This window comes from Pseudomonas hamedanensis, assembly GCF_014268595.2.
Classification (GTDB): Bacteria; Pseudomonadota; Gammaproteobacteria; order Pseudomonadales; family Pseudomonadaceae; genus Aquipseudomonas; species Aquipseudomonas hamedanensis.
Genome location: NZ_CP077091.1, coordinates 3479487 through 3505246, shown reverse-complemented (window position 1 = coordinate 3505246; position 25760 = coordinate 3479487). Strand labels below are relative to the sequence as shown.

Genomic DNA, 25760 nt, shown 5'->3' with positions numbered 1-25760 from the left:
GGCTATTTGCTCGCGCGCTTCTTGCCCAGGCCGACCAGACGCAGCGCCTTGATGCTCAACTGCTTGAGGCCCGAGCGTGGCGCCTGCGCCGGTTGCAATCCCTGCTGCACCAGCCAGTCCTTCCAGCGGATGCGCTCTTCCTGTACGACCCAGCCTTGCTGGCTGGCGAAACTTTCCGCCAGGTGCAGCCCGCGGGTGCTGGCCGGCACCAGCTTGTCACGCTTGAGGGTGTAAAGCTCGGCCAGCGGCTTGCCGTCTTCGAGGGGCATCAGGTACAGGTCGGGACGCTTGCGGTCGAGCCGGGCCACCAGTTGATCGCCCTCCAGTCGTTCATCGACATGAAACAGGCTCAAAGATTTGGCTTCCCTGGGGATTTCCAGGCGCAAGTCGTAGATCAATTGCAGTGAAGCGGTCGGCAAGTGCACGTATGCCCGGGGCCGCTCCAGCAATTGCAGATTGGCGCAGCGTACCGGACGCGCCGAGCCGGACAGCGGCGTCAGGCGAAACGGCAGCGCCTCACGGTAATGCAGCGCGGCGGCGTACGGCGCCGGCAGCCAGGTATCGTTGAAGCGCCCGCCGAGCCAGCCTTCCGGAGTTTCCAGCAAACACTCTTCGGCAATTTCCTGAATCGCCGTGTGCAGCGGAATGTTCAACTCATGGGCCGGCACGTAACCGGAAATCAGCTTCAGCACGACATCGCCGCGGTCCTGGCGGCGCTGGCGCACCAGCACCCAATAATCGCGGTTCTGCCAATGCAGGGTCAGCCGCACGGAAACACCGAGGTTGGCCAGCTCCAGGGAAAAGCGCTCGCTGTCCGCCACGCTCACCGGTTTGCGCCGTTGCAGGGTCTGGGCGAAGTTCAGCGGCATGCCCACGCTCTGATAGCTCAGGCCTTCAGGCGTGGCTTCGACGAACAGCGGCAGCGTCTTGAAGTTGCTCGGGTTCTTTCTGATGAGCGTACGCGGCATATCGGCTCCTGCTTAAGGCCGCGGGGCGGCGTCAGTGACCACGCAGGACCTGAGCAACGGTCGCTACGTTATGGGCGAGGTGCAGCGGATTGATCGTGCCGACGATAGCACTGGCGACGCCGGGCCGGGTAAAGAGCAATTCGAAGCTGGCGCGCACCGGGTCAACACCCGGACTCAGACAAACGTGACCGCTGGCCAGGGCTTTTTTTACCAGAATGGCTTTGCCGTGGGCAGCAGCATAGTCAATGACTGCGCTCTCGTTTTGTTCGTTCAGATTGTAGGTGACCATCGCGCAGTCGCCTTGCTCCAAGGCTTTCAGGCCGCCTTCGACGGTTTTCCCGGAAAAGCCGAAACCACCAATCTTACCTTCGGCCTTGAGCGCCGCGAGTGTGGCATAAACCTCTTCGTGTTCGAGAATCGCCAGGTCGTTGCCATCGGAGTGCACCAGCACCAGGTCGATAAAATCCGTTTCCAGACGTTGCAGGCTGCGCTCGACCGACATTCGCGTGTGCGTGGCGCTGAAGTCGTGGCGTGACAGGCCATCGGCAAATTCTTCGCCGACTTTGCTGACGATCACCCAGTCCTGACGCTGGCCGCGCAGCAGCGGGCCGAGGCGTTCTTCGCTGCGGCCGTAGGCCGGGGCCGTGTCGATCAGGTTGATGCCCAACTCCCGCGCTTGCTTGAGCAGCATTCGCGCGGCGTCGTCGTCGGGAATCTGGAAGCCGTTGGGGTATTTTACGCCTTGGTCGCGACCGAGCTTGACTGTGCCCAGGCCCAGCGGCGAAACCATCAGGCCGGTACTGCCCAGCGGGCGATGCAGCTCGTGCAGGGTGGCGATGGTCATGGCAGCAGTTGCTCCCAGGCCGGGACACCCAGCGGTGGTTTGGGCAGGGCTGGTAAAGGTTCTGCCGCTTGCGGCTGGATACCGTCGCGTTGCAGGGAGGCGATGACCCGATCAGCGAAGTCCGGCGCGAGTGCCAGTTTGGTCGGCCAGCCCACCAGCAGGCGACCTTCTTCGGCCAGGAACGCATTGTCCGGGCGCGTCAGCCCGGTTTGCAGCGGCTCGGCGCGGTCGACTCGCAAGGTCGCCCACTGCGTGGTGCTCAGGTCGATCCACGGCAACAATTGGGCGATTTCTTTTTGCGCGGTGGCAATCTGTTCGGCCGGCTCGCGGGCCACCCCTTCGCTTTCGGCAATGTCACCGCCCATGTACCAGACCCACTGGCCGTCAGCCGCCGGGTGCGTGGTCACGGTGATGCGCGGTTTGGTGCCGCCGCCCAGACAGTGGGCGTACAGCGGTTTCAGGCCGGGACCCTTGGCGAGGATCATGTGCAGCGGCCGGCGTTGCATGGCCGGACGGCTCAGGCCGAGGGCTTCGAGCAGTTCGGCGGTGCCGGCCCCCGCGCTGAGGACGATGCGTTGTGCGCGGATCGCGCGGCCATCGACTTTCAGGCCGACCAGCACACCTGCTTCCAGCAGCGGCTCGATAAGCTGACCGGCAAGCAGACCGTCACCGGCCAGATCGGCCAGTCGCCGGATCAGGCTTGGCACGTCCACCACCAGTTCGGCGAGTCGGTAGACCTTGCCCTTGAAGCGCTTGTCTTGCAGGGCCAGGGGTAGCTCGTCGCCCTTGACCTGATCAACCCGGCCGCGCACGGCCTTGCTGGCAAAGAAGCTGGTGAGGTTGCCGGCCAAAGTGCCTGGCGACCACAGGTAATGCGCTTCAGACAGCAGGCGCACACTGGACAGGTCCAGCTCGCCATTACCGGCCAGCGCTTCGCGCCAGCGGCGCGGCATGTCGGCGATGGCTTCCGAGGCGCCGGTCAGCGCACCGTGCAGCGCGTACTTGGCGCCGCCATGGATGATGCCCTGGGACTTGAGACTCTGCCCGCCGCCGAGACTGGCGCTCTCCACAAGCACGGTCGAAAACCCTTGGCGGCGCAGACGCGCGTTCAGCCAGAGGCCGGCGACACCAGCGCCGACAATCAGAACGTCGGTGGAAATAACGGATGGCATGCAGCGACCTCAGTGTTCAAGACGAGGGCGCAGTATACAGACTCGGGAAAGCGCGGGATTTGTCGATGATCAACACGTGGAATACAAACCTTGTAGGAGTGAGCCTGCTCGCGATAGCGGTGTAACCGACGACATAGATGTTGAGCGACAGATCGCTATCGCGAGCAGGCTCACTCCTACAGGGGATCGCGTTGCTTTTTAATGACCGGCAGTCTTCGAAAACAGCTGAATGACCACCACGCCCAGCACGATCAACGCCATCCCCAGCATCGCCGGCACGTCGAGCTTTTGCCCGTAAATAAACAGCGCCGCGACGCTGACCATGACGATGCCCATTCCCGCCCACACGGCGTAGGCAACCCCCACCGGCACGGTGCGCACCACCAGCGTCAGCATCCAGAAGGCGATGCCGTAGCCGACGATGACCAGAATCAGCGGCAGTGGTGTACTGAAGCCTTTGACCGCTTTCATCGAAACGGTGGCTATCACTTCGGCGCAGATGGCAATGGCCAGATAGACATAGGCGTTCATGGTTTCATTCCTCGAATAAATCGTTGCTTGCTGAGGCACCATTTTAGGCATTCGACAGATGGGGTAAATTCATTACCTATCTGTTCAGAAGATGGGTTGTGAAAGCGCATGCAGTGGAATCTCGAGCAGTTGCGTGTTTTTGTAGAGGTCGCCGAACAGCGTTCGTTCTCGGCCGTGGCGCGTCGGCAGCGCAAGGCGCAGTCGGCGATCAGCAGCGCTGTTGCGATGCTCGAAGCGGACCTGGGCGTGAGCCTGTTCGAACGCAGCAGCGGGCGTCAGCCGAGTCTCACCGAGGCGGGCGAGGCATTGCTGGAAGAGGCACGGGAAGTGCTGCGCCAATGCGAACGTCTCAATGGCCGCGCCATGGCCATGTTGCGCGGTCAGGAAGCGCAATTGCGTGTCGCCCAGGACGAGGCGATGCCGTATCAGGCGCTGGTGGAAAGTTTCGCCGCGCTGGCCGAGCAGTTTCCCAGCCTGGAAGTGCAGCTGACCAGCGCCGCACAAGGCGAAGTCGCCCGCAAACTGGTCGAGCGACGCGCTGATCTGGGCCTGTTGTTCTATCACGACGAAATCCCCGAAGCCCTCGAGCGGCGCGTGCTGGGCAGCGTCGAGATGGTCACGGTCTGCGGCGTCAATCATCCGCTGGCGAAGCAGGCTTACGTGACTTGCCAACAACTGGCGCAACACCGGCAACTATTGATGTCGACGCAAACCAGTCTCTATCCCGGTAACGAACCGGCCAGCCCGCAAGTGTGGCGCGCCGACAGCTTCTACGTCATGGCCGAATGGCTGGTGCGTGACCTTGGCTGGGCGTGGTTGCCGCGCCATGTGGTGCAGTATTCGGCGTATCAGGGCTTGATGGTCGAACTGGACAGCGAGTGGACTCCGCCGGCGCTGGTGGTGGAACTGGTCTGGCGCCGCGATGAGCCGCTCGGTCCGGCCGCGCGCTGGCTGGCTGAACGTTTCGCCGTGCACTTGCGGGCGATCGGCGATAAAAGTCGATAAACTCCGCCGCCATGAATAGAACTCTCTACACCGCGCTGTTTTACCTGGGGCTGCCATTGGTGGCGATTCGGCTGTGGCTGCGCGCGCGCAAGGCGCCGGCCTATGCCAAACGGATTGGCGAACGTTTCACCTACGGCATGCCGCCGCTGCAACCTGGCGGCATATGGGTGCACGCGGTGTCGGTCGGCGAAAGCATCGCCGCAGCGCCGATGATCCGTGGCTTGCTGCAACGTTATCCACAACTGCCGATCACCGTGACCTGCATGACACCGACCGGTTCGGAGCGGATTCAGGCACTGTTCGCCAACGAGCCGCGCATCCAGCATTGCTACTTGCCGTATGACTTGCCTTGCGCGGCGGCGCGTTTTCTTGATCGGGTCAAGCCAACGCTGGCGGTGATCATGGAGACCGAGCTGTGGCCTAACCATATTCATCAATGCGCCAAACGCGGCATCCCGGTGGCGCTGGCCAACGGCCGGTTGTCCGAGCGATCGGCCAGGGGCTACGGCCGATTCAACAAGCTGACCGCGCCGATGCTCGGCGAAATGAGCTTTCTGGCGGTGCAGACCGAAGCCGAGGCCCAGCGTTTTCGTGACCTCGGCGCGCGCCCCGAGACGGTTGAAGTGACCGGCTCGATCAAATTCGACCTGACCATCGATCCGCAACTGCTCCAAAGCGCTGCGCAATTGCGTAGCCAATGGCAGGCGCAGGAACGTCCAGTGTGGATCGCCGCGAGCACCCACGAGGGTGAAGACGAAGTGGTGCTCGACGCCCATCGTCGCTTGCTGAGCAATCATCCGGACGCGTTGCTGATTCTGGTGCCGCGCCATCCGGAGCGGTTCGATTCGGTGTTCGACGTCTGCCAGCGCGAAGGCTTTGCTACGGTGCGGCGCTCGACGGGTGTCAATGTCGATGCGCAGACTTCGGTCCTGCTTGGCGACACCATGGGCGAACTGTTGTTTTTGTATGCGCTGGCGGACAGCGCCTTTGTCGGCGGCAGCCTGGTGCCCAATGGCGGGCACAATCTGCTCGAACCCGCTGCGCTGGCAAAACCGGTGCTCAGCGGCCCGCACCTGTTCAACTTCCTCGACATCGCCGCGCAGTTGCGAGACGGCGGGGCGCTGGTTGAAGTCGATGATGCCGAAGGGCTGGCGGTTGAAGTGCAGCGCTTGTTCGAATTGCCGCGCGATGCGCAACGCATGGCCGAGGCCGGGCTGGCGGTGATGCGCCGCAATCAGGGCGCGTTGCAGCGGCTGCTGGATGGTTTGGGTCGGCTGATTCAATAGTCGCTTGGAATATTACTGTGGCGAGGGGATTTATCCCCGCTGGGTTGCGAAGCAGCCCTAAAACCATTCAACGCGGTGATTCAGAAAAACCGTGTCCACCGCTATTGCGACTGCTGTGCAGCCGGACGGGGATAAATCCCCTCGCCACAGGGGATTCATTCCAGATTTTTATGGCCGGGCCTTGAGCTGTGCTTCTGCCGCTGACGCCAGGTCCGGCGGCAGGAAGTCCTTGTCCGGGTTGTAGTCGGCCTTCAGGTAGCGGGTCAGGTCCTGCAAGTCGCCGGGGTTCAACGTCCCCGCCGCTTGCTTCAAACGCAGGTTGTCGAGAATGTAGTCGTAACGGGTGTTGTTGTAGTTGCGCACCGAGGTGTACAGCTGGCGCTGCGCATCGAGCACATCCACGATATTGCGCGTCCCCACCTGGTAACCGATTTCCGTGGCTTCCACCGCGCTCTGGTTGGAAATGATCGACTGGCGGCGCGCCTGCACCTGCTCGACGTCAGTGTTCACCGCACGGTGCAGATTGCGGGTGTTTTCCACTACCTGGCGCCGCAGGGCTTCACGCTGCTGCTCGCTCTGATCGAGTTGCGCATAAGACTGACGCACTTGCGAACTGGTCAGGCCGCCGCTGTAGATCGGGATGCTCAGTTGCAGGCCCAGCGTGCTCTGTTCGACGTTGCCGCCGTAGGGCGCACCGAAGGAGTTCGGGTTGGCGAAACCGAGGGCGTCGTTATCGCCTTTCTCGTATTTGGCTACCGCGTCGAGGGTCGGCAAATGGCCGGCCTTGCGCTGCTTGAGGGTTTGCTCGGCGGAGCTGACCGCGTAGTTGCTGGCCAACAGATTAAGGTTCTGCCGCGCCGCCGTGTCGACCCAGGATTTCGCATCGTTGGGGGCCGGCGGCAGGATCGGCAGGGTGTGCACGATGCCCTGAATCGAGTTGTACTGACGGTTGGTCAGGGTGATCAACGCTTCGAAGGCGTCGTCGACCTGACGCTGCGCGACGATGCGGTTGGCTCGTGCGGTGTCGTAACTGGCTTGCGATTGCAGCACGTCGGTCTTGTCCGAGAGGCCGACATCGAAGCGCTCGTTGGACTGGTCGAGTTGGCGCTTGAACGCGGCTTCTTCGGCCTTGGTCGAGGCAAGGTTGTCCTGGCTGCGCAGCACGTTGAAATAGCTTTCGGCGGTCTGCAGGATCAGGTTCTGTTCGGTCGCCGAGAGTTGCAGCGCGGCTTGCTCGTTAACATCCTTCGCTGCCTGGTACTGGAACCAGCGATCGGCACGGAACAGTGGCTGCGCCAGCGTCGCTTGATAGGAACGCGCGCTGCGGTTGGCGATGGCCGACGGCTGGTCGATCGAGGTGCGCACGTCGGCGACTTCGGCGCCGCCAGAGAGGTTGGGCAGCAAACCGGCGCGGGCCTGGGGTACGACTTCTTTCTGCGCGCCGTACTGGGCGCGGGCGGCTGCCAGATCGGCGTTGTTGTCGACCGCTTCCTGATAGACGCTGACCAGATCGGTTTTGGTCGACAGGGGCGCTTCCGCTGCCCAGGCCATTGCGTTGGACGCACAAGACACGGCGATAGCCAGTGAGAGTTTGCGCAGCATGAGGCGATCCCTAGCATTAATATTATGGAAGTAATCCGGGCGCCAAAGGTAAGGCGCGGCCCGTGCAGCGTCAAGGCGCGGGCAGGGCAAAGCGAGTGTAGTTGTGCATTAGGCCGGCAACAATCGGGCAAGCTCTGTATTTACGCCATTCATCATGGCGTTCGCTGCGGTGTTGGCGTTCCGTGGCGGTTGTGTCTAGACTGGCCGGGTTCTTGTCGGGGTGCCTTGCTATGAGGCTGAGATCGAATAATTTCGGATCCCGTTGAACCTGATCAGGTTAGCGCCTGCGTAGGGAACAAGATTTCTCGTCACCCGGCGAGTCCTCTTGTGCTTCGTCCGGGATATTGTTCGACAATCGAACGCTCATGACGAATGCACAGCACCAGCCCTGGTGCGTCCGTGCCTTTCAGGTTCTGCTCCGACAATCCACTGCTGGATGCTGTCTGGAGAGCCCGTGATGACGACAAAAGAAAAAAACGCGATCAACCTGAGTGACTCGGCCAAGGTCGACGAGCAATCGGTCAAGCCGTTCACCCGTTCGCAAAAAGTCTACGTTCAGGGCTCGCGCCCGGACATCCGCGTGCCAATGCGCGAAATCAGCCTGGATGTAACCCCGACCGACTTTGGCGGCGAAATCAACGCGCCGGTCACTGTCTACGACACGTCTGGCCCGTACACCGATCCGAACGTGGTGATCGATGTGCGCAAAGGCCTGGGCGATGTGCGCTCGGCGTGGATCGACGACCGTGGTGACACCGAGCGTCTGTCGGGTCTGAGCTCCAACTTCGGCCAGCAGCGTCTGGCCGACGCCGAGCTGACCAAACTGCGTTTCGCCCACGTCAACAACCCGCGCCGCGCCAAGGCCGGGGCCAACGTCAGCCAGATGCACTACGCGCGCAAAGGCATCATCACCGCCGAGATGGAATACGTCGCCATCCGCGAGAACATGAAGCTGCAAGAGGCCCGCGCAGCCGGCCTGTTGAGCCAGCAGCACGCCGGCCACAGCTTCGGCGCGAGCATCCCGAAAGAAATCACCCCTGAGTTCGTCCGCGAAGAAATCGCCCGCGGTCGCGCGATCATTCCTGCCAACATCAACCACGTCGAACTGGAACCGATGATCATTGGCCGTAACTTCCTGGTGAAGATCAACGGCAACATCGGCAACAGCGCGCTGGGTTCGTCCATCGAAGAAGAAGTGGCGAAACTGACCTGGGGCATTCGCTGGGGGTCGGACACGGTGATGGATTTGTCCACCGGCAAGCACATTCACGAAACCCGCGAGTGGATCATCCGCAACTCGCCGGTGCCGATCGGTACTGTGCCGATCTATCAGGCCCTGGAAAAGGTCAACGGCGTGGCCGAAGACCTGACCTGGGAGCTGTTTCGCGACACGCTGATCGAGCAGGCCGAGCAGGGCGTCGACTACTTCACCATCCACGCCGGCGTGCTGCTGCGCTATGTGCCGCTGACCGCCAAGCGCGTGACCGGCATCGTTTCCCGTGGCGGCTCGATCATGGCGAAGTGGTGCCTGGCGCACCACAAAGAGAACTTCCTCTACACCCACTTCGACGAAATCTGCGAAATCATGAAGGCCTACGACGTCAGCTTCTCGCTGGGCGACGGGCTGCGTCCGGGCTCGATTGCCGACGCCAACGACGAAGCGCAATTCGGCGAGCTGGAGACCCTTGGCGAACTGACCAAAATCGCCTGGAAGCATGACGTCCAATGCATGATCGAAGGCCCCGGCCATGTGCCGATGCAGTTGATCAAGGAGAACATGGACAAGCAACTGGAATGCTGCGACGAGGCACCGTTCTACACCCTCGGCCCGCTGACCACCGACATCGCACCGGGTTACGACCACATCACCTCCGGCATCGGTGCGGCGATGATCGGCTGGTTCGGTTGCGCGATGCTCTGCTACGTGACGCCGAAGGAACACCTGGGTCTGCCGAACAAGGATGACGTTAAAACCGGCATCATCACCTACAAGATCGCCGCGCACGCAGCGGACTTGGCCAAGGGACATCCGGGCGCACAGATCCGCGACAATGCCTTGAGCAAGGCACGCTTCGAATTCCGCTGGGAAGACCAGTTCAACCTCGGTCTCGACCCGGACACCGCCCGTTCGTACCACGACGAAACCCTGCCAAAGGATTCGGCGAAAGTCGCGCATTTCTGCTCGATGTGCGGGCCGAAGTTCTGCTCGATGAAGATCACCCAGGAAGTCCGTGAATACGCGGCCAACCAGCGGATTGACGCGGTCGACGTGGATGTCGCCAAAGGCCTGGCGGAACAGGCCGAGCGGTTCAAGCAGGAAGGCAGTCAGCTTTATAAAAAGGTCTGACCCTGTACTGATCGTTCCCACGCTCTGCGTGGGAATGCCTCCTGTGACGCTCTGCGTCGCGCTTTGGGACGCGGAGCGTCCCGGGCTGCATTCCCACGCGGAGCGTGGGAACGATCAAGCGACCCAAAACAATAAGCTCCCCTGAGATATTCCTGTGAACATTCAACCCGGCACTTATTCTCCCGACCTCGCCGTACCCGCCGACAAGCGCGTATTTGGCGGTCGCGATCTGTTTTCCCTATGGTTCTCCCTCGGCATCGGTCTGATGGTGTTGCAGACCGGTGCACTGCTTGCGCCCGGTCTGGGCCTGTCCGGTTCGCTGCTGGCAATTTTCCTTGGCACGCTGGTTGGCGTACTGCTGCTCGCCGCTGTCGGCGTGATCGGCAGCGATACCGGCCTGTCGTCGATGGCCGCGCTGAAACTCAGCCTTGGCCGCCACGGCGCGAGCCTGCCGGCGCTGCTTAACTTGCTGCAACTGATCGGTTGGGGTTCGTTCGAAATCATCGTCATGCGTGACGCGGCCAGCCTGCTCGGCACTCGTGCGTTCAGCGAAGGTTCGCTGTGGGCGAACCCGATCCTGTGGACGCTGTTCTTTGGTGCGCTGGCAACCTTGCTGGCGGTGAGCGGCCCGCTGACTTTCGTGCGGCAGATTTTGCGCAAATGGGGCATCTGGCTGCTGCTGGCCGCGTGTCTGTGGCTGACCTGGAATCTGTTCGCCAAAGCCGACCTCGCTGCACTGTGGGCGCGCGCCGGTGACGGTTCGATGCCGTTCGCCGTGGGTTTCGACATCGCCATCGCCATGCCGCTGTCGTGGCTGCCGCTGATCGCCGACTATTCGCGCTTCGGCAAGCGCGCGCGAAACGTGTTTGGTGGCACGGCGGTCGGCTTCTTCATCGGCAATTTCTGGCTGATGAGCCTTGGCGTTGCCTACACCCTGGCGTTCGCGCCGAGCGGTGAAGTCAATGCGCTGTTGCTGGCGTTGGCTGGCGCCGGTCTGGGGATTCCGTTGTTGCTGATTTTGCTCGACGAGTCGGAAAACGCTTTCGCCGATATTCATTCGGCGGCGGTGTCGAGCGGAATGCTGTTGCGCCTGAAAGTCGAGCATCTGGCCTTGGTCATCGGCGTGATCTGCACGCTGATCGCACTGCTGGCGCCGTTGGCGCAGTACCAGAACTTCCTGCTGCTGATCGGCTCGGTGTTTGCACCGCTGTTCGGCGTGGTGCTGGTCGATCACTTTATCCTGCGCAAGCGCAGTGCTCAGGTGGCGTCAGCCGCATTGCGCTGGCCGGCGTTGTTGGCGTGGCTCGGTGGCGTAAGCACTTACCACTTGCTGGCGAATCTGTATCCGGACGTCGGTGCAACCCTGCCGGCGCTGGTGCTGGCAGGGCTGTTGCAGCTAGTGCTGGGCCGAGCCTTCAGTTACGGCCGGGAAACAGCTCAGGCTTGAGAATGCCGTTCAGGCGCGGATAAGGAATCTTCAGTTCGACGTGGCCCAGCGCGTAAGGCGCAATGGTGGTCACGTCGTACTTGAGGATCACGCCGCCGTAGGTCAGCGCCACATTCGCGGTTTTCACGAATGGCCAGTTCGCCACGAACTCCGCTTCCTGATCGAGCTTGGTGCTGATCAGCCAGCTGTTGTGCGCGACCTGCGCGGCTTTCCAGAACGCTTCTTCCTGACCCGGCAGCAACATGTCCGACAGGTTCAGCACCTTGTGCTGCTGGCGCGAATAGTTGATGAAGCCGCGGCCCGGTGTGCCATGGGCGCCGCCGGTATCGAGGTAGCTCGACAACTCGATGATCACCAGTCCGTCATGCTGCTCGCGTACCTTGGCTTGCAGGTAGCTGCTGTAGCGTGGGCCGGCGCTGGCGAGAAACTGTTCGCGGTAGGCGGCCAGGGTGGGTGCCACCGGGGCGTTCTTCTCGGTGCGGGTCATTTGCAGCAGACGTTTTTCGATGATGCCGTCCAGTGCCGGCTCGTCCGGAAAGCGCAGGGTATCGATGTTCACCAACGGGCAATCTGCGTTGGAGCAGCCGGGCTTGAGCTGTTCCGAAGCGTCGCGGGTGGTTTCCAGCGGCGTACGGTAGTTGGGCTGGAACAGACTGGCGCAGGCGCCCAGGGTCAGGGCGATGGCAGCCACGGAGGCAATTTTGAAAAGCGACATGGGCGTCCTTTCGAAAGCAGGGGAAGGCAAAAAGTTACCGCTTCGACTCTCAACGAAGCAGTCAGTTCGCCACTAAGCTAATTAGAGTGGGTTTCGCCGTCACCGTCCATCCCGCTGACGGTAAAGGGGCTGCATCAAACGGTGCGGGCGCGTTAGGATGGCGCGAAGTCGGGGTTGCCGGTCACACCCAGCAACCTCGTAATGGATGTGCAGTAAAGAGGATGCTTATGACCGATTTTGCCAACGCCATTCCGACCGCCGTCGATATCGTGCGGCGCGAAAAATGCTACGAGGGCTTTTACAAGCTCGACCGTGTGCACCTGCGCCATGAGTTGTTTGCCGGTGGCATGAGCCGCGAGATCAACCGTGAAATATTCGTGCGTCACGATGCCGTGTGCGTGCTGCCTTACGATCCGCAGCGCGACCAAGTGGTGCTGATCGAGCAGTTTCGAGTCGGCGCCATGGGCAAGGCCGACAACCCGTGGCTGGTCGAACTGGTTGCTGGTCTGATCGATAAGGATGAACAACCGGAAGAAGTTGCTCACCGCGAGGCGCAGGAGGAAGCTGGGCTGGACATCAAGGCGTTGTGGCCGATGGCCAAATATTTCCCGTCGCCGGGTGGCAGCAATGAATTTGTGCATTTGTATCTGGGGCGTTGCAGCACCGACGGCGTCGGCGGTCTGCACGGCCTGGAAGAAGAGGCAGAGGATATTCGCGTAACGGTCTGGGCATTTGAAGATGCCTTGCAGGCGGTCCGCGACGGACGCATTGCCAACGCGGCGAGCATCATCGCCTTGCAGTGGCTGGCGCTGAACCGCGCCGAAGTGAGGGGGCTATGGTCGTAAACATGCTGCGCGATCGTTATCGGGTTGACCTTGTGGGGCTGCAAGCCGCCTGCGAGGCCAACTACGCGCGCCTGATGCGACTGCTGCCGGACATGCGCAACGACCCCGAGGCCCGGCGCATCGCCGTGACTCAGGGTGAGCAAATGCTCGGCGTGCTGGCCCTCGAAGTGCTGCAAACCTGCCCGTACACCACGACCTTGCAGGTGCGTCAGGAACACAGCCTGCCGTGGTTGCCGGTGCCGCAGCTGGAAGTGCAGGTCTATCACGACGCGCGCATGGCCGAAGTGGTCAGCGCCGAACATGCACGACGCTTTCGCGGCATCTATCCTTACCCGAACGCGGCCATGCACCAGCCGGATGAAAAGGCTCAGCTCAATCTGTTCCTGGGGGAGTGGCTGAGTCATTGCCTGGCGTTGGGGCACGAGTACGAAGTCGTTCGCTAGTTGTGAACTGCGTCCGGTTCGGCGCTTTCCCCTTTGAGCCATCGCCCAGCATAATTGCCGCACTTGATCGATTCCGTGCTTTTGCCTTGGGAGAACGCCTTGCCGAGCGTATCCACGTTGACCACCGCCGACCCGGCGCTGCTGGTGCAGTTGTCCGACAGCCACCTGTTCGCTGAAGCGGACGGCAAACTGCTGGGCCTGAAAACGCGCGAGAGCCTGCAAAAGGTCATCGATCTGGTGTTGTCGCAACAGCCACAGATTGATCTGGTGCTGGCCACCGGCGACATTTCCCAGGACGGTACGCTTGCGTCGTATCAGGCCTTCCGCCAGATAAGCGCGCAGATCGAGGCCCCGGCGCGCTGGATTCCGGGCAATCACGACGAGCCGATGGTTATGGCCGAGGCGGCGGTGCAGAGCGCGTTGCTGGAGCCGGTTGTCGATATTGGCAACTGGCGTGTGACGTTGCTGGATTCGGCCGTGCCGGGCTCGGTTCCGGGGTATTTGCAGGACGACCAACTGCAATTGCTGGCCCGCTCATTGAGCGAAGCAACGGAGCGTCATCATCTGGTGTGCTTCCACCATCATCCGGTGTCGATCGGTTGCGCATGGATGGAGCCGATTGGTCTGCGCAATCCTGAAGCCTTCTTTGAAGTACTGGATCGCTTTCCACAGGTTCGCGCGGTGCTGTGGGGGCATGTGCATCAGGAGATTGATCGCGAGCGCAACGGCGTGAGATTGATGGCTTCGCCTTCGACCTGCATTCAGTTCGAGCCGGGGAGTGTGGATTTCAAGGTCGGCGAGCAGGCGCCGGGGTATCGCTGGTTGCGGCTTTTGCCGGATGGACGGCTGGAGACCGGGGTTGAGCGCGTGACTGGATTCGACTTCACCGTCGACTACGGCTCCAACGGTTATTGAAGACCGCGTCGCGGCGATCGCGAGCAGGCTCACTCCTACAGGGGAATGCGATCAACTGTAGGAGTGAGCCTGCTCGCGATGGCGTCCGCACAAACACCCCCGAATCCGCTGACTCCCTGTAAACTCCGCTATCTTTCGCCGACAGCCAGGGAGCTCAAATGTCCGGTTCGATCCTCTATATCCACGGTTTCAACAGTGCGCCGGCCTCGAAGAAGGCCTGTCAGCTGGTCGCGGTGATGGAGCGGCTGGGCTTGAGCGAGCAACTGCGGGTGCCGCCCCTGCATCATCATCCGCGCGAAGCCATCGCTCAGCTGGAGCAAGCGATTGCCGAGCTGGGCGGTCCGCTGCTGGTGGGAAGCTCACTCGGCGGCTACTATGCGACTCACCTGGCCGAGCGCCATGGCCTGAAAGCGCTGCTGGTCAACCCGGCGGTCAGCCCGCACCGGATGTTCGATGGTTATCTGGGCACGCAGAAAAACCTCTACACCGATGAAACCTGGGAATTGACCCACGACCACGTCACGGCCCTGGCCGAACTGGAAGTGCCGGCACCGCAGGATCCACGGCGTTATCAGGTCTGGTTGCAAACCGGCGATGAAACGCTGGATTATCGCCTCGCCCAACAGTATTACCGCGCCTGTGCCCTGCGCATCCAGGCAGGCGGCGACCACAGTTTCCAAGGCTTTGCCGGGCAATTGCCGGCGTTGCTGAGTTTTGCCGGCATGGCTGCCGATATGTATCAGGCAATCGATTTCACCACGCTGTGAAGTCTTGCCCCTCTTTCATGAATGACTGACGACGAGACCTTATGGCCACTCCCAGCGCTAGTTCTTATAACGCCGACGCCATCGAAGTCCTCTCGGGCCTCGACCCGGTGCGCAAACGCCCCGGCATGTACACCGACACCAGTCGGCCGAACCACCTCGCCCAGGAAGTCATCGACAACAGTGTTGACGAAGCCCTGGCCGGCCACGCGAAATCGGTGCAGGTCATCCTGCACGCCGACCACTCGCTGGAAGTCAGCGACGACGGCCGTGGCATGCCAGTCGACATCCACCCGGAAGAGGGCGTGTCCGGCGTCGAGCTGATCCTTACCAAACTGCACGCGGGCGGCAAGTTTTCCAACAAGAACTACCAGTTCTCCGGCGGTCTGCACGGGGTGGGTATTTCCGTGGTCAATGCCCTGTCGACGGAAGTCCGGGTGCGGGTGAAGCGCGACGGCAACGAATACCAGATGACCTTCAATGACGGCTTCAAGGCCTCGGAGCTGGAAATCGTTGGCAGCGTCGGCAAGCGCAACACCGGTACCAGCGTGTACTTTTCGCCGGACCCTAAATACTTCGATTCACCGAAATTTTCCATCAGCCGCCTCAAGCATGTGCTCAAGGCCAAGGCTGTGTTGTGCCCGGGGCTGCTGGTCAGCTTTGAAGACAAAGGCACCGGCGATAAGGTCGAGTGGCACTACGAAGACGGCCTGCGTTCGTATCTGGTCGATGCGGTCAGTGAATTCGAGCGCCTGCCGGACGAGCCGTTCTGCGGCGCCTTTGCCGGTAATAAAGAAGCGGTCGACTGGGCGCTGCTGTGGTTGCCGGAAGGCGGCGACGCGGTGCAGGAAAGCTACGTCAACCTGATCCCGACGGCGCAGGGCGGTACCCACGTCAACGGTTTGCGTCAGGGCCTGCTTGATGCCATGCGCGAATTCTGCGAATTCCGCAGCCTGCTGCCGCGCGGGGTGAAGCTGGCGCCGGAAGACGTCTGGGAACGCATCGCTTTCGTTCTGTCGATGAAGATGCAGGAGCCGCAATTCTCCGGTCAGACCAAAGAGCGCCTGTCGTCCCGTGAAGCGGCGGCGTTCGTTTCAGGTGTGGTCAAAGATGCGTTCAGCCTGTGGCTCAACGCCAACCCGGAAACCGGCCTGGCCCTGGCCGAACTGGCGATCAACAACGCTGGCCGGCGCCTCAAGGCGAGCAAGAAAGTCGAGCGCAAACGCGTCACCCAGGGGCCGGCACTGCCCGGCAAACTGGCGGACTGCGCCGGGCAGGACCCGATGCGTTCCGAGCTGTTCCTGGTCGAAGGTGACTCCGCCGGTGGTTCGGCCAAGCAAGCGCGGGACAAGGAATTCCAGGCGATCCTGCCGTTGCGCGGCAAGATCCTCAATACGTGGGAAGTCGACGGCAGCGAAGTGCTCGCCAGCCAGGAAGTGCACAACATCGCCGTGGCCATCGGCGTCGATCCCGGCGCTGCGGACATGAGCCAGCTGCGCTACGGCAAGATCTGCATTCTCGCCGACGCCGACTCCGACGGTCTGCACATCGCTACGCTGCTTTGCGCCTTGTTCGTCCAGCACTTCCGCCCGCTGGTGGATGCCGGTCACGTTTACGTGGCGATGCCGCCGCTGTACCGCATCGACCTGGGCAAAGAAATCTATTACGCCCTCGACGAAGCCGAGCGTGACGGCATTCTTGACCGTCTGGTGGCCGAAAAGAAACGCGGCAAGCCGCAGGTCACCCGATTTAAAGGTCTGGGTGAAATGAATCCGCCGCAGCTGCGCGAAACCACCATGGACCCGAACACTCGGCGTCTGGTGCAGTTGACTCTGGGCGAAGACTTTGCCGAAACCTCGGAAATGATGGACATGCTGCTGGCGAAGAAACGCGCCGGCGACCGCAAATCCTGGCTCGAATCCAAAGGTAACCTCGCCGAGGTGCTGGCCTGATGCAATTTGGCTGGGCCTTGGTGGCTGCGTTGTTGCTGAGTGCGATGAGCGTGTCGGCCGAACCGCTGCAGGAGTTGCGCTTGCTCTCCGGGCACCCGGTCGACGGCATGCGCGGCGGCAACCTGTCGGGCCTGGCGCTGTGCGGCAACGAATTGTGGACAGTCTCCGATCGCGATGACGAGCAGATCTACCGGCTCGATACCCGCGATCAGGTCTGGCAGGCCGAAACGGTGCGCATCGACGCGCCGCCAGTGCCGGACAGCGGTTTGCCCTGGGGCTTGAACTCGCGCACCTGGGCGGCGTCGTTCGTTCGCGGTGGCGATCTGGATTTCGAAGGCATCAGCTGCGACAGCGCGGGCAATCGCTACATCGTCAGTGAAGCCCATGCGGCGGTGTTGCAGGTGCCGGTCAGCGGCCCGGCAAAGTGGTTGAAGATTTCGCCGATGCTGGTTCGCGAGGCGCGGGCGAGCGGCATGCTTCTACACTTCAATGCGATCTTCGAGGGCTTGGCGGTGAACCCGGCGGGCGATCAGATGTGGCTGGCTGCCGAACGGCAAAACCGTGGGTTGCTGCTGATCAAGCGTCAGCAGACGGTGTGGGATTGCGACGGTCGCTGTGTGTTGCTCAGTGAGGGCGGCAAGGAGAAGCAGCCGCCGCAGTTCCCCAAGGCCAGAGCGGTCAACCGGGACTTTTCTGATATTTCGTTGTTTAACGGCAAATTGTTTACCCTTGAACGCAACGCTTTTCAGATTTGTCGACGCGATGCACAGACAGCCAAGGTCGAGCAGTGCTGGTCGTATGCCGCCGAACTGTTACAGGCCAACCGCCGTTACGCGCAGAACTACGGGCTGGAAGAGGCGCTGGTCATTGATGCCGGAGGGGCATGGATTGGCGTCGACAATAATTTCGGGCCGCGTGCCGACGGTGAGGTACGCCCGGTGGTCTGGCGCTTTGCCGCGCCGGACGGTGGCTGGAGCGTCAAGCCATGAGCCAGCAGCCGCCGGGCAAGCGCGCCGGTCGGGTGCTGATGATCCTGGCCTGGTGCGCGGCGTTGTTTCTGGCGACCCGGTTTTTCGGTCAGTGGGAGCAGCGTCAGCAGAATCCCAATATCGTTGTCACGTCGGAGCAGGGCGAAGGGTTTATCGAGGTGAAGCTGGCAAGCAATGCCCAAGGGCATTTTGTCGCCAGCGGCCAGATCAATGGCGAGCCGGTGGAGTTCATGCTCGACACCGGCGCCACCGATGTGTCGATCCCGGCAGACCTGGCCAAACGTTTGAAGCTTGAAGAAGGTTTCGGTGTAACCCTGAGCACGGCCAACGGCCTGAGCCAGGGCTACCGAACGAAAATTGCCCGCCTGCAACTGGGCGACATTGTGCTGCGGGATGTCCGCGCACTGGTGGCGCCGGGGCTGCATGGCGATCAGGTGCTGCTCGGCATGAGCGCCCTGAACAGACTTGAATTTACTCAGCGCGGTGGCACCATGCTGCTGCGCCAGACAACGAACCGATGAGGCCTGCATGAGCAATCCCCTTGATCTCAGCCTGGACGGCGTAGAACGCCGCTCGCTGGCTGACTTCACCGAAAGTGCCTACCTCAACTACTCCATGTACGTGATCATGGACCGCGCGCTGCCACATATCGGCGACGGCCTGAAACCGGTACAGCGGCGTATCGTCTACGCCATGAGCGAGCTGGGGCTGGACGCCGATTCCAAGCACAAGAAGTCGGCGCGTACCGTCGGTGACGTGCTCGGCAAGTTCCACCCCCACGGCGACTCGGCGTGCTACGAGGCGATGGTACTGATGGCGCAGCCGTTCAGCTATCGCTACACGCTGGTCGATGGCCAGGGCAACTGGGGGGCGCCGGACGATCCGAAGTCCTTCGCCGCCATGCGTTACACCGAAGCGCGGCTGTCGCGTTATTCCGAAGTGCTGCTCAGCGAACTCGGTCAGGGCACGGCTGACTGGGGCCCGAACTTCGACGGCACCCTGCAGGAGCCGTTGGTGTTACCGGCGCGTTTGCCGAACATTCTGCTCAACGGCACCACCGGCATCGCCGTGGGTATGGCCACCGACGTGCCGCCGCACAACCTGCGTGAAGTCGCCACTGCCTGCGTGCGCCTGCTCGATGAGCCGAAAGCCACGGTAGAACAGCTCTGCGAACACATTCAGGGCCCGGATTATCCGACCGAAGCGGAAATCATCACGCCGCGCGCCGACCTGCTGAAAATGTACGAAACCGGCAAGGGCTCGGTTCGCATGCGCGCCGTGTACCACGTCGAAGACGGCGACATCATCGTCACCGCGCTGCCGCATCAGGTCTCCGGGGCCAAGGTGCTGGAGCAGATCGCTGCGCTGATGCAGGCCAAACCGTCGAAGGCGCCGCAGATCGCCGACCTGCGCGACGAATCCGACCACGAAAACCCGTGCCGTATCGTGATCATCCCGGTCAACAGCCGCGTCGACCACGAAGCGCTGATGCAGCATCTGTTCGCCAGTACCGAGCTGGAGTCGACCTACCGGGTCAACATCAACATCATTGGTCTGGACGGCAAGCCGCAGCTGAAAAACCTGCGCGCGCTGCTGGTCGAATGGCTGGAATTCCGCGTGCTGACCGTGCGGCGGCGCCTGCAATTCCGCCTCGATAAGGTTGAGCGTCGTCTGCACCTGTTGGACGGTTTGCTGATCGCTTACCTCAATCTGGATGAAGTGATTCACATCATCCGTACCGAGGAACACCCGAAAGCCAAGTTGATCGAGCGTTTCGCCCTGAGCGAGATTCAGGCCGACTACATCCTCGACACCCGTCTGCGCCAGTTGGCGCGACTGGAAGAGATGAAGCTGCGCGACGAGCAGGACGAACTGCTCAAGGAGCAAGCCAAGCTGCAAGCCCTGCTGGGCAGCGAAGCCAAGCTGAAGAAGCTGGTGCGCACCGAGCTGCTCAAAGACGCCGAAACCTATGGCGATGACCGCCGTTCGCCAATCGTCGAGCGCGCCGAAGCCAAGGCATTGACCGAGCACGATCTGCTGCCGAACGAGAAAGTTACCGTCGTGCTGTCGGAAAAAGGCTGGGTACGTTCGGCCAAGGGCCATGACATCGACGCCACCGGCCTCTCCTACAAGGCGGGCGACGGCTTCAAGACCTCGGCAGCGGGGCGCTCCAACCAGTTTGCCGTATTCATCGACTCCACCGGTCGCAGTTATTCGGTCGCCGCGCACACGTTGCCGTCGGCCCGTGGCCAAGGCGAACCGTTGACCGGTCGTCTGACGCCGCCACCGGGCGCGAGCTTCGAATGCGTGCTGATGCCGGAAGATGATTCCCTGTACGTGATCGCTTCCGATGCCGGTTACGGCTTCGTGGTCAAAGGTGAAGACCTGCAAGCCAAGAACAAGGCCGGCAAGGCCCTGTTGAGCTTGCCGAACAACGCCAAAGTCATCGCGCCGCGCCCGGTCGCCGACCGCGAACACAACTGGCTGGCCTCGGTCACGACCGAAGGTCGCCTGCTGATCTTCAAAATCAGCGATCTGCCACAATTAGGTAAGGGCAAAGGCAACAAGATCATCGGTATTTCCGGTGAGCGCGTGGCCAGCCGCGAAGAATATGTCACGGACATCGCAGTCCTGCCGGAAGGCGCCACCCTGGTGTTGCAGGCTGGCAAACGGACCCTGTCGCTGAAGGCCGACGACCTTGAACACTACAAAGGTGAGCGTGGGCGACGTGGCAACAAGCTGCCGAGGGGCTTCCAGCGGGTGGATGCGCTGCTCGTCGAAAACCTCAATTAGGCGAGAACGCCCTTCCAGAGGCGTCGATCTACGATTTAACGCGTAGATCGACGCTTTGGCGCTGGAGTCGGAACGCATATTCACGGATGATATGGCCTTTCAAGCGCCGGCGTGGCCGAGCGTTCTTCATATTTATTGAGTATTTTCACTGTGGTCAGCCTTGTGGCGGCCACCTGGACGGGATGATGACTGCTCTACGCCCCCTTATTTTGTTGCTCGCCGGCGTTCTGGGCCTGGCGGGTTGCAGCGTTCACCAGCCGGTGTCGCTGTATCAGCTGGACAGCGGAAGTCCGGTTCAGCCTGCGCAAAGCGCGGGCATGGCGGTTTTGCTGGGGCCGGTAGTCGTTGCCGATTACCTGCAACGCGAGACGCTGCTGCAACGCCAACCGGACGGCAGCCTGCAAGCGGCGACCGACGGTCGCTGGGCGGGCAGCCTTTCGTCGGATATCGATCAATTGCTGATGCGGCAGGTCGCCGGTCATCTGGATAGCCAGCGTGTGGTGCTGGCACCTGCCACGACTGGTTTCACCCCGGATGTGCAAGTGTTGCTGACCATCACGCGTCTGGATTCCGGGCAGAAACAACCGGCGATTCTCGATGCGCAGTGGCGTCTGATCGACCGCCGTGGTCAGGTGCGTGATAACCGCATCATTCATTTGCAGGAGCTGCACGCCGGCAGCACCGCTTCGCAGGTGCAGGCCCAAGGGATTTTGCTGCAGCGGCTGGCCGAGCAACTGTCGGTAGCGCTCAAGCCCTTGGCCAACCAGCCACCCGTGGCCGAGGCACCGCGCAAAGCGCCACCAAAACCCGCAGCGCCGGCGACCGACGCCGAGAAGCAGCCAAAGATTCCGATGGCTTCGCCGATTCGTACCGATATGGAAGTGTTTCGCTTCTAAGGCTGGAACGCGTCAGAACAGAGCCCGCCTTGTGCGGGCTTTGTTGTGTCTGGGGCAGTAGATCTTTGTAGTCAACGCCGGCCCCTTCGCGAGCAAGCCCGCTCCCACAATGGATCTGCGCTGAACAGCAGATGTGTGAGTGAATGCAAAACCTGTAGGAGTGAGCCTGCTCGCGATAGCTCAGTGTCAGACAACAGAGATGTTGAATGTAAAGGCCCCTTCGCGAGCAAGCCCGCTCCCACAATGGATCTGCGCTGGGCCGCAGATATCTGAGTGAATGCAAAACCCTGCAGGAGTGAGCCTGCTCGCGATAGCTCAATGTCAGACAACAGAGATGTTGAATGTAAAGGCCCCTTCGCGAGCAAGCCCGCTCCCACAGTGGATCTGCGCTGGGCCGCAGATATCTGAGTGAATGCAAAACCCTGTAGGAGTGAGCCTGCTCGCGATAGCTCAATGTCAGACAACAGAGATGTTGAATGTAAAGGCCCCTTCGCGAGCAAGCCCGCTCCCACAATGGATCTGCGCTGGGCCGCAGATATCTGAGTGAATGCAAAACCCTGTAGGAGTGAGCCTGCTCGCGATAGCTCAGTGTCAGACAACAGAGATGTTGAATGTAAAGGCCCCTTCGTGAGCAAGCCCGCTCCCACAGTGGATCTGCGCTGGGCCGCAGATATCTGAGTGAATGCAAAACCCTGTAGGAGTGAGCCTGCTCGCGAAGACGGAGTGTCAGGCGACACTGATGCTGGATGTGCCGGCCCTTTCGCGAGCAAGCTCGCTCCCACAGTGGATTTGCGCTGGGCCGCAGATATCTGAGTGAATGCAAAACCCTGTAGGAGTGAGCCTGCTCGCGATAGCTCAGTGTCAAACAACAGAGATGTTGAATGTAAAGGCCCCTTCGTGAGCAAGCCCGCTCCCACAGTGGATCTGCGCTGGGCCGCAGATATCTGAGTGAATGCAAAACCCTGTAGGAGTGAGCCTGCTCGCGATAGCTCAGTGTCAGACAACAGAGATGTTGAATGTAAAGGCCCCTTCGCGAGCAAGCTCTCTCCCCACAGTGGATCTGCGCTGAACAGCAGATGTGTGAGTGAATGCAAAAAACCTGTAGGAGTGAGCCTGCTCGCGATAGCTCAGTGTCAGACAACAGAGATGTTGGAATGTAAAGGCCGCTTCGCGAGCAAGCTCTCTCCCCACAGTGGATCTGCGCTGAACAGCAGATGTGTGAGTGAATGCAAAACCCTGTGGGAGCGGGCTTGCCCGCGAAGGCGCAGTGTCAGGCAACAAAAAGCCCGCAGACAAACTCGTGTCGGCGGGCTTTGGTGCATCGGGCTTAAGATTTACGCCCGGCGCTCATGCATCCGCGCCAGTTGCCGTTCCAGCATCGAGGGATAAGGCTCCATCAAGCGCTCGACGCAGCAAGCGCCCTCAGGGCTGGCAATCGGGCGGATCCGCGCGCGCTGACGGATCAGCACGTCATCGCTGATCTTGCGTTCTACCAGCAGGAGGTTGCGGCTGTGCTGCGACAAGGCCAGGGCATCCTGTGCCGAGTCGGTCAGCAGCAGGTCGATCTGGCTCAGGCCGAACAACTCATCGCCCAGGGTCAGGCCCAATTGCAATTGCAAGGTGATGCCGCTGTCGGCGACTTCGATCTGCAATTGATGACCCAACGCACGCAGCAGTTCACCGCAGCAGATCGCATTGGTCAGGTAATCGTCGCCGCTGTCTTCGGTGTGGAACAGCATCAGCGTGCTGCCATCGTTCAGGGTCTCGATTTCGCCCTGATACAGCGAGGCGGCTTGTTCGAGGCAGTCGCGATAGCGCTCCTGCAACTCTTCCAGGCGTGCCCGGGGCAGGCGGCGCAATTGCTCCTGGGAACCTAGTTGCACAGCCAGCACGGCGGTGTGCTGCGGCACGTTCGGGGTCGGTTTGCGAGTGAGCGGTTGCGCGGCGCCGTTGAGCGATTCGTCGCGCAGGTCGGCGAAGGCGTCATCGTCATCATCCTCAACCGTGCTGACCAGGCGCCGCGGTGCCGGTTTCTGTGCGGCCAACGGACGGGTTTCGTCAAAACTCGGATCGCGCAGGTTACGCACCTCGAATTCCGGCTCGTCTTCATCTTCGAATTCAGGTTCCGGCTCAGGGGCTGGTTCCGGGGCGTAGCTGGCGTGCAGCTGGCGCGCCAGATCGCCGATTTCATCCTGACGATCAATGCCCGGCGTGTGCTCGTCGATCCGGCGCAGCCACACGCGTAATTGCAGCAGTGGCGTGGACAGATAGCGGCCCATACGCAGGCTCAAGGCCAGCGAAAGCGCAAGCAGGATTGCACTGAGGATGCCCATGCTCTGCAGGCTGATGGTCATCGGCTGCTGGAACTGATCCATGTCCAGGCTGATACGCAGTTGGCCGGCGGTCACGTCCTGGAACGTGATCTTGCTCTCGTACATACCCTCGGCTTCGCCCAACAGGCTGTGCTTGGGGCGCTGACCGGACTCGGCGAGGATACGGTTGTCCACGCTGTAGATCGCCGCGTGGGCCACCAGTTTGTTCTTGGTCAGGTTGTTGAGCAGCACGTTGAGGCTGAGGATGTCGTTGGACACCAGCAGTTCGGTGGCGGATGTCGCCGTCTGCGTGGTCAGGCTCTCGCCCAGCGCATCGGCCTGCTCGTGCATGGCCTGCTTGAATTGCAGACCCATCACCCCGGCATAGATCACCAGGGCCAGAGCGACCAGGATCACGTTGTGGCTGGCAATGCGCAATGCAATCGGCACACGGCGGTGGCGCAGTGCACGGAAGATCAGCAGGAAGAAGTTATCGGTTTTAACTGGCGTGGGCCGGTTCACTTGAGCTCGGCTCTTTGTCCGTGAAGTTGACGCGCAGTATAGCGACAGGCCCTAGACCGGCAAAGCGCTCGCGGTGCCCGATGGTCACTGAAAGTGGGTAGAATGCGGTTTTTTTCCAGCTGCGGGGGTGCGCGTTGCGCGAAATCGTCCTGATTAACATCACGGGAGTCGACCGTCCGGGTCTGACAGCGGCCATTACGGGTGTCCTGGCACAAGGTGGTGTGAACATTCTCGACATCGGTCAGGCGGTGATCCACGACACCCTGTCGTTCGGCATTCTGGTTGAAATCCCCGATTCCGAGCAGGGCAAGTCGGTGCTCAAGGACATTCTGTTCAAGGGCTACGAACTGGATCAGCAAGTGCGCTTCACCCCGGTGTCCGAAGAAGATTACCAGCAATGGGTGGGCAATCAGGGCAAGAAACGTCATATCGTCACCCTGCTGACGCGCAAAGTGACCGCCGGCCAATTGCAGGCAGTCAGTGCGATCACTGCCAAATACGGTTTGAACATCGATCATATCGACCGTCTGTCGGGACGTATGCCGCTGGACACGCCGGCTGACAAGGGCAAAGGCTGCATCGAGTTTTCCGTGCGTGGCGAAGCGGCTGACCCGCAAGCACTGCGCGCCGAATTCCTCAGCGTCGCGCAGGCGTTGAATGTCGATATCGCCTTCCAGGAAGATTCGCTGTTTCGCCGTAACCGGCGTCTGGCAGTGTTCGACATGGACTCGACCCTGATCGAGGCGGAAGTGATTGACGAACTAGCCAAGGCCGCCGGCGTCGGTGATCGGGTCTCGGAAATCACCGAGCGGGCCATGGCCGGCGAGCTGGATTTTCGCGCCAGTTTCAAAGAGCGCCTGGCCTTGCTCAAAGGTCTGGACGTCAGCGTGCTCGACTCGATCGGCGCCTCGCTGCGCTTGACTGAAGGCGCCGAAACCCTGTTCGCCGAACTCAAGCGCCTGGGCTACAAAACCGCGATCCTGTCCGGCGGCTTCACTTATTTCGCCAAGCAACTGCAAGCCAGGCTGGGTATCGACTACGTGTTCGCCAACGAGCTGGAAGTGGTCGATGGCAAGTGCACTGGCGTGGCGATCGAGCCGATTGTCGATGCACAGCGCAAGGCCGATCTGCTCAGGGAACTGGCGCACAAGGAAGGGTTGCGTCTGGAGCAGACCATTGCCGTCGGCGACGGCGCGAATGATCTGCCGATGCTGGCGATTGCCGGGCTGGGCGTAGCGTTTCGCGCCAAGCCGCTGGTCAAGCAGTCGGCGAAGCAGGCGATCTCAACGTTGGGGCTGGATGGAGTGTTGTATCTGCTGGGCTTGCGCGATCGCGACGGTCAGCTCTAAGTCTTCTATCGATTGATCCGGCCATTTCGCGAGCAGGCTCGCTCCCACAGGAGACCTCATTCC

21 protein-coding genes and 1 riboswitch are annotated in these 25760 nt (G+C 61.4%); of the genes, 14 read left to right on the top strand and 7 right to left on the bottom strand.

What is annotated here, in order from left to right:
* Positions 1 to 2 precede the first annotated feature (2 nt).
* From HU739_RS15140 to HU739_RS15125, 4 genes are all read right to left on the bottom strand, one after another.
* Positions 3 to 968 carry a metal ABC transporter ATPase gene (locus tag HU739_RS15140; RefSeq protein ID WP_186549402.1) on the bottom strand — a complete coding sequence of 322 codons (966 nt, stop codon included), beginning with the start codon at positions 966 to 968 and terminating at the stop codon, positions 3 to 5.
* A 31-nt stretch (positions 969 to 999) separates the two neighbouring features.
* On the bottom strand, positions 1000 to 1812 hold the full coding sequence (locus tag HU739_RS15135; protein WP_186549400.1) for an aldo/keto reductase: 813 nt from the start codon (positions 1810 to 1812) through the stop codon (positions 1000 to 1002).
* Positions 1809 to 2984, bottom strand: coding sequence for an NAD(P)/FAD-dependent oxidoreductase (locus tag HU739_RS15130; protein WP_186549398.1), 1176 nt, complete (start codon positions 2982 to 2984; stop codon positions 1809 to 1811). The genes HU739_RS15135 and HU739_RS15130 overlap by 4 nt, the downstream gene beginning before the upstream one ends.
* Positions 2985 to 3182: 198 nt before the next feature.
* On the bottom strand, positions 3183 to 3515 hold the full coding sequence (locus HU739_RS15125; RefSeq protein WP_016771980.1) for a DMT family transporter: 333 nt from the start codon (positions 3513 to 3515) through the stop codon (positions 3183 to 3185).
* 108 nt (positions 3516 to 3623) lie between these two features.
* Here HU739_RS15125 and HU739_RS15120 point away from each other — a divergent pair, with 108 nt between their 5' ends.
* Together HU739_RS15120 and waaA are read left to right on the top strand one after the other, a co-directional pair.
* Positions 3624 to 4520 (top strand): LysR family transcriptional regulator, encoded by an 897-nt coding sequence (locus tag HU739_RS15120; protein ID WP_186549396.1) that lies wholly within the window; start codon positions 3624 to 3626, stop codon positions 4518 to 4520.
* A gap of 11 nt (positions 4521 to 4531) precedes the next feature.
* Positions 4532 to 5806, top strand: a complete 1275-nt coding sequence (gene waaA / locus HU739_RS15115; RefSeq protein ID WP_186549394.1) for a lipid IV(A) 3-deoxy-D-manno-octulosonic acid transferase — start codon at positions 4532 to 4534, stop codon at positions 5804 to 5806.
* Positions 5807 to 5974: 168 nt separating this feature from the next.
* Here the strand turns inward: waaA and HU739_RS15110 are convergent, their stop codons facing one another.
* Positions 5975 to 7408, bottom strand: a complete 1434-nt coding sequence (locus tag HU739_RS15110) for a TolC family outer membrane protein (protein ID WP_186549392.1) — start codon at positions 7406 to 7408, stop codon at positions 5975 to 5977.
* 206 nt (positions 7409 to 7614) lie between these two features.
* Positions 7615 to 7720: riboswitch (TPP riboswitch) on the top strand.
* A gap of 145 nt (positions 7721 to 7865) precedes the next feature.
* Between HU739_RS15110 and thiC the strand changes: the two genes are divergently transcribed.
* Together thiC and cytX are read left to right on the top strand one after the other, a co-directional pair.
* Positions 7866 to 9755: a phosphomethylpyrimidine synthase ThiC gene (thiC, locus tag HU739_RS15105; protein WP_186549390.1), complete on the top strand. Its 1890-nt coding sequence runs from the start codon at positions 7866 to 7868 to the stop codon at positions 9753 to 9755.
* Between the two features lie 154 nt (positions 9756 to 9909).
* On the top strand, positions 9910 to 11202 hold the full coding sequence (gene cytX / locus HU739_RS15100; protein WP_186549388.1) for a putative hydroxymethylpyrimidine transporter CytX: 1293 nt from the start codon (positions 9910 to 9912) through the stop codon (positions 11200 to 11202).
* Here cytX and HU739_RS15095 read toward each other — a convergent pair.
* Positions 11171 to 11917 (bottom strand): RsiV family protein, encoded by a 747-nt coding sequence (locus tag HU739_RS15095; protein ID WP_186549385.1) that lies wholly within the window; start codon positions 11915 to 11917, stop codon positions 11171 to 11173. The genes cytX and HU739_RS15095 overlap by 32 nt on opposite strands.
* 227 nt (positions 11918 to 12144) lie before the next feature.
* Here HU739_RS15095 and HU739_RS15090 point away from each other — a divergent pair, with 227 nt between their 5' ends.
* The 9 genes from HU739_RS15090 (at position 12145) to HU739_RS15050 (ending at position 21514) form a co-directional block, all read left to right on the top strand.
* On the top strand, positions 12145 to 12762 hold the full coding sequence (locus HU739_RS15090; RefSeq protein ID WP_186549383.1) for an NUDIX domain-containing protein: 618 nt from the start codon (positions 12145 to 12147) through the stop codon (positions 12760 to 12762).
* The gene (locus tag HU739_RS15085; RefSeq protein WP_186549381.1) at positions 12753 to 13205 is read left to right on the top strand and encodes a DUF1249 domain-containing protein; all 453 of its coding nucleotides are present in this window, start codon (positions 12753 to 12755) and stop codon (positions 13203 to 13205) included. Before HU739_RS15090 ends, HU739_RS15085 begins: the two co-directional genes overlap by 10 nt.
* A gap of 99 nt (positions 13206 to 13304) precedes the next feature.
* A complete protein-coding gene (cpdA, locus tag HU739_RS15080) occupies positions 13305 to 14120 on the top strand; it encodes a 3',5'-cyclic-AMP phosphodiesterase (RefSeq protein WP_186549379.1) in 816 nt (271 codons plus the stop codon).
* A 158-nt stretch (positions 14121 to 14278) separates the two neighbouring features.
* Positions 14279 to 14887, top strand: a complete 609-nt coding sequence (locus HU739_RS15075; RefSeq protein WP_186549377.1) for a YqiA/YcfP family alpha/beta fold hydrolase — start codon at positions 14279 to 14281, stop codon at positions 14885 to 14887.
* Between the two features lie 41 nt (positions 14888 to 14928).
* A complete protein-coding gene (gene parE, locus HU739_RS15070) occupies positions 14929 to 16836 on the top strand; it encodes a DNA topoisomerase IV subunit B (protein WP_186549375.1) in 1908 nt (635 codons plus the stop codon).
* Positions 16836 to 17825 carry an esterase-like activity of phytase family protein gene (locus HU739_RS15065; protein ID WP_186549373.1) on the top strand — a complete coding sequence of 330 codons (990 nt, stop codon included), beginning with the start codon at positions 16836 to 16838 and terminating at the stop codon, positions 17823 to 17825. Before parE ends, HU739_RS15065 begins: the two co-directional genes overlap by 1 nt.
* Positions 17822 to 18346 (top strand): retropepsin-like aspartic protease family protein, encoded by a 525-nt coding sequence (locus HU739_RS15060; RefSeq protein WP_186549371.1) that lies wholly within the window; start codon positions 17822 to 17824, stop codon positions 18344 to 18346. The genes HU739_RS15065 and HU739_RS15060 overlap by 4 nt, the downstream gene beginning before the upstream one ends.
* A 7-nt stretch (positions 18347 to 18353) precedes the next feature.
* The gene (parC, locus tag HU739_RS15055; protein ID WP_186549369.1) at positions 18354 to 20618 is read left to right on the top strand and encodes a DNA topoisomerase IV subunit A; all 2265 of its coding nucleotides are present in this window, start codon (positions 18354 to 18356) and stop codon (positions 20616 to 20618) included.
* Positions 20619 to 20803: 185 nt separating this feature from the next.
* Entirely contained in the window at positions 20804 to 21514 is a 711-nt protein-coding gene (locus tag HU739_RS15050; RefSeq protein WP_186549367.1) for a PqiC family protein, read from the top strand.
* A gap of 1334 nt (positions 21515 to 22848) precedes the next feature.
* Here HU739_RS15050 and HU739_RS15045 read toward each other — a convergent pair.
* Positions 22849 to 24348, bottom strand: coding sequence for an AhpA/YtjB family protein (locus HU739_RS15045; protein WP_186547704.1), 1500 nt, complete (start codon positions 24346 to 24348; stop codon positions 22849 to 22851).
* A 134-nt stretch (positions 24349 to 24482) separates the two neighbouring features.
* On the opposite strand from HU739_RS15045, the gene serB reads away from it, so the two are divergent.
* Positions 24483 to 25697 carry a phosphoserine phosphatase SerB gene (gene serB, locus HU739_RS15040; RefSeq protein ID WP_186547702.1) on the top strand — a complete coding sequence of 405 codons (1215 nt, stop codon included), beginning with the start codon at positions 24483 to 24485 and terminating at the stop codon, positions 25695 to 25697.
* Positions 25698 to 25760 lie beyond the last annotated feature (63 nt).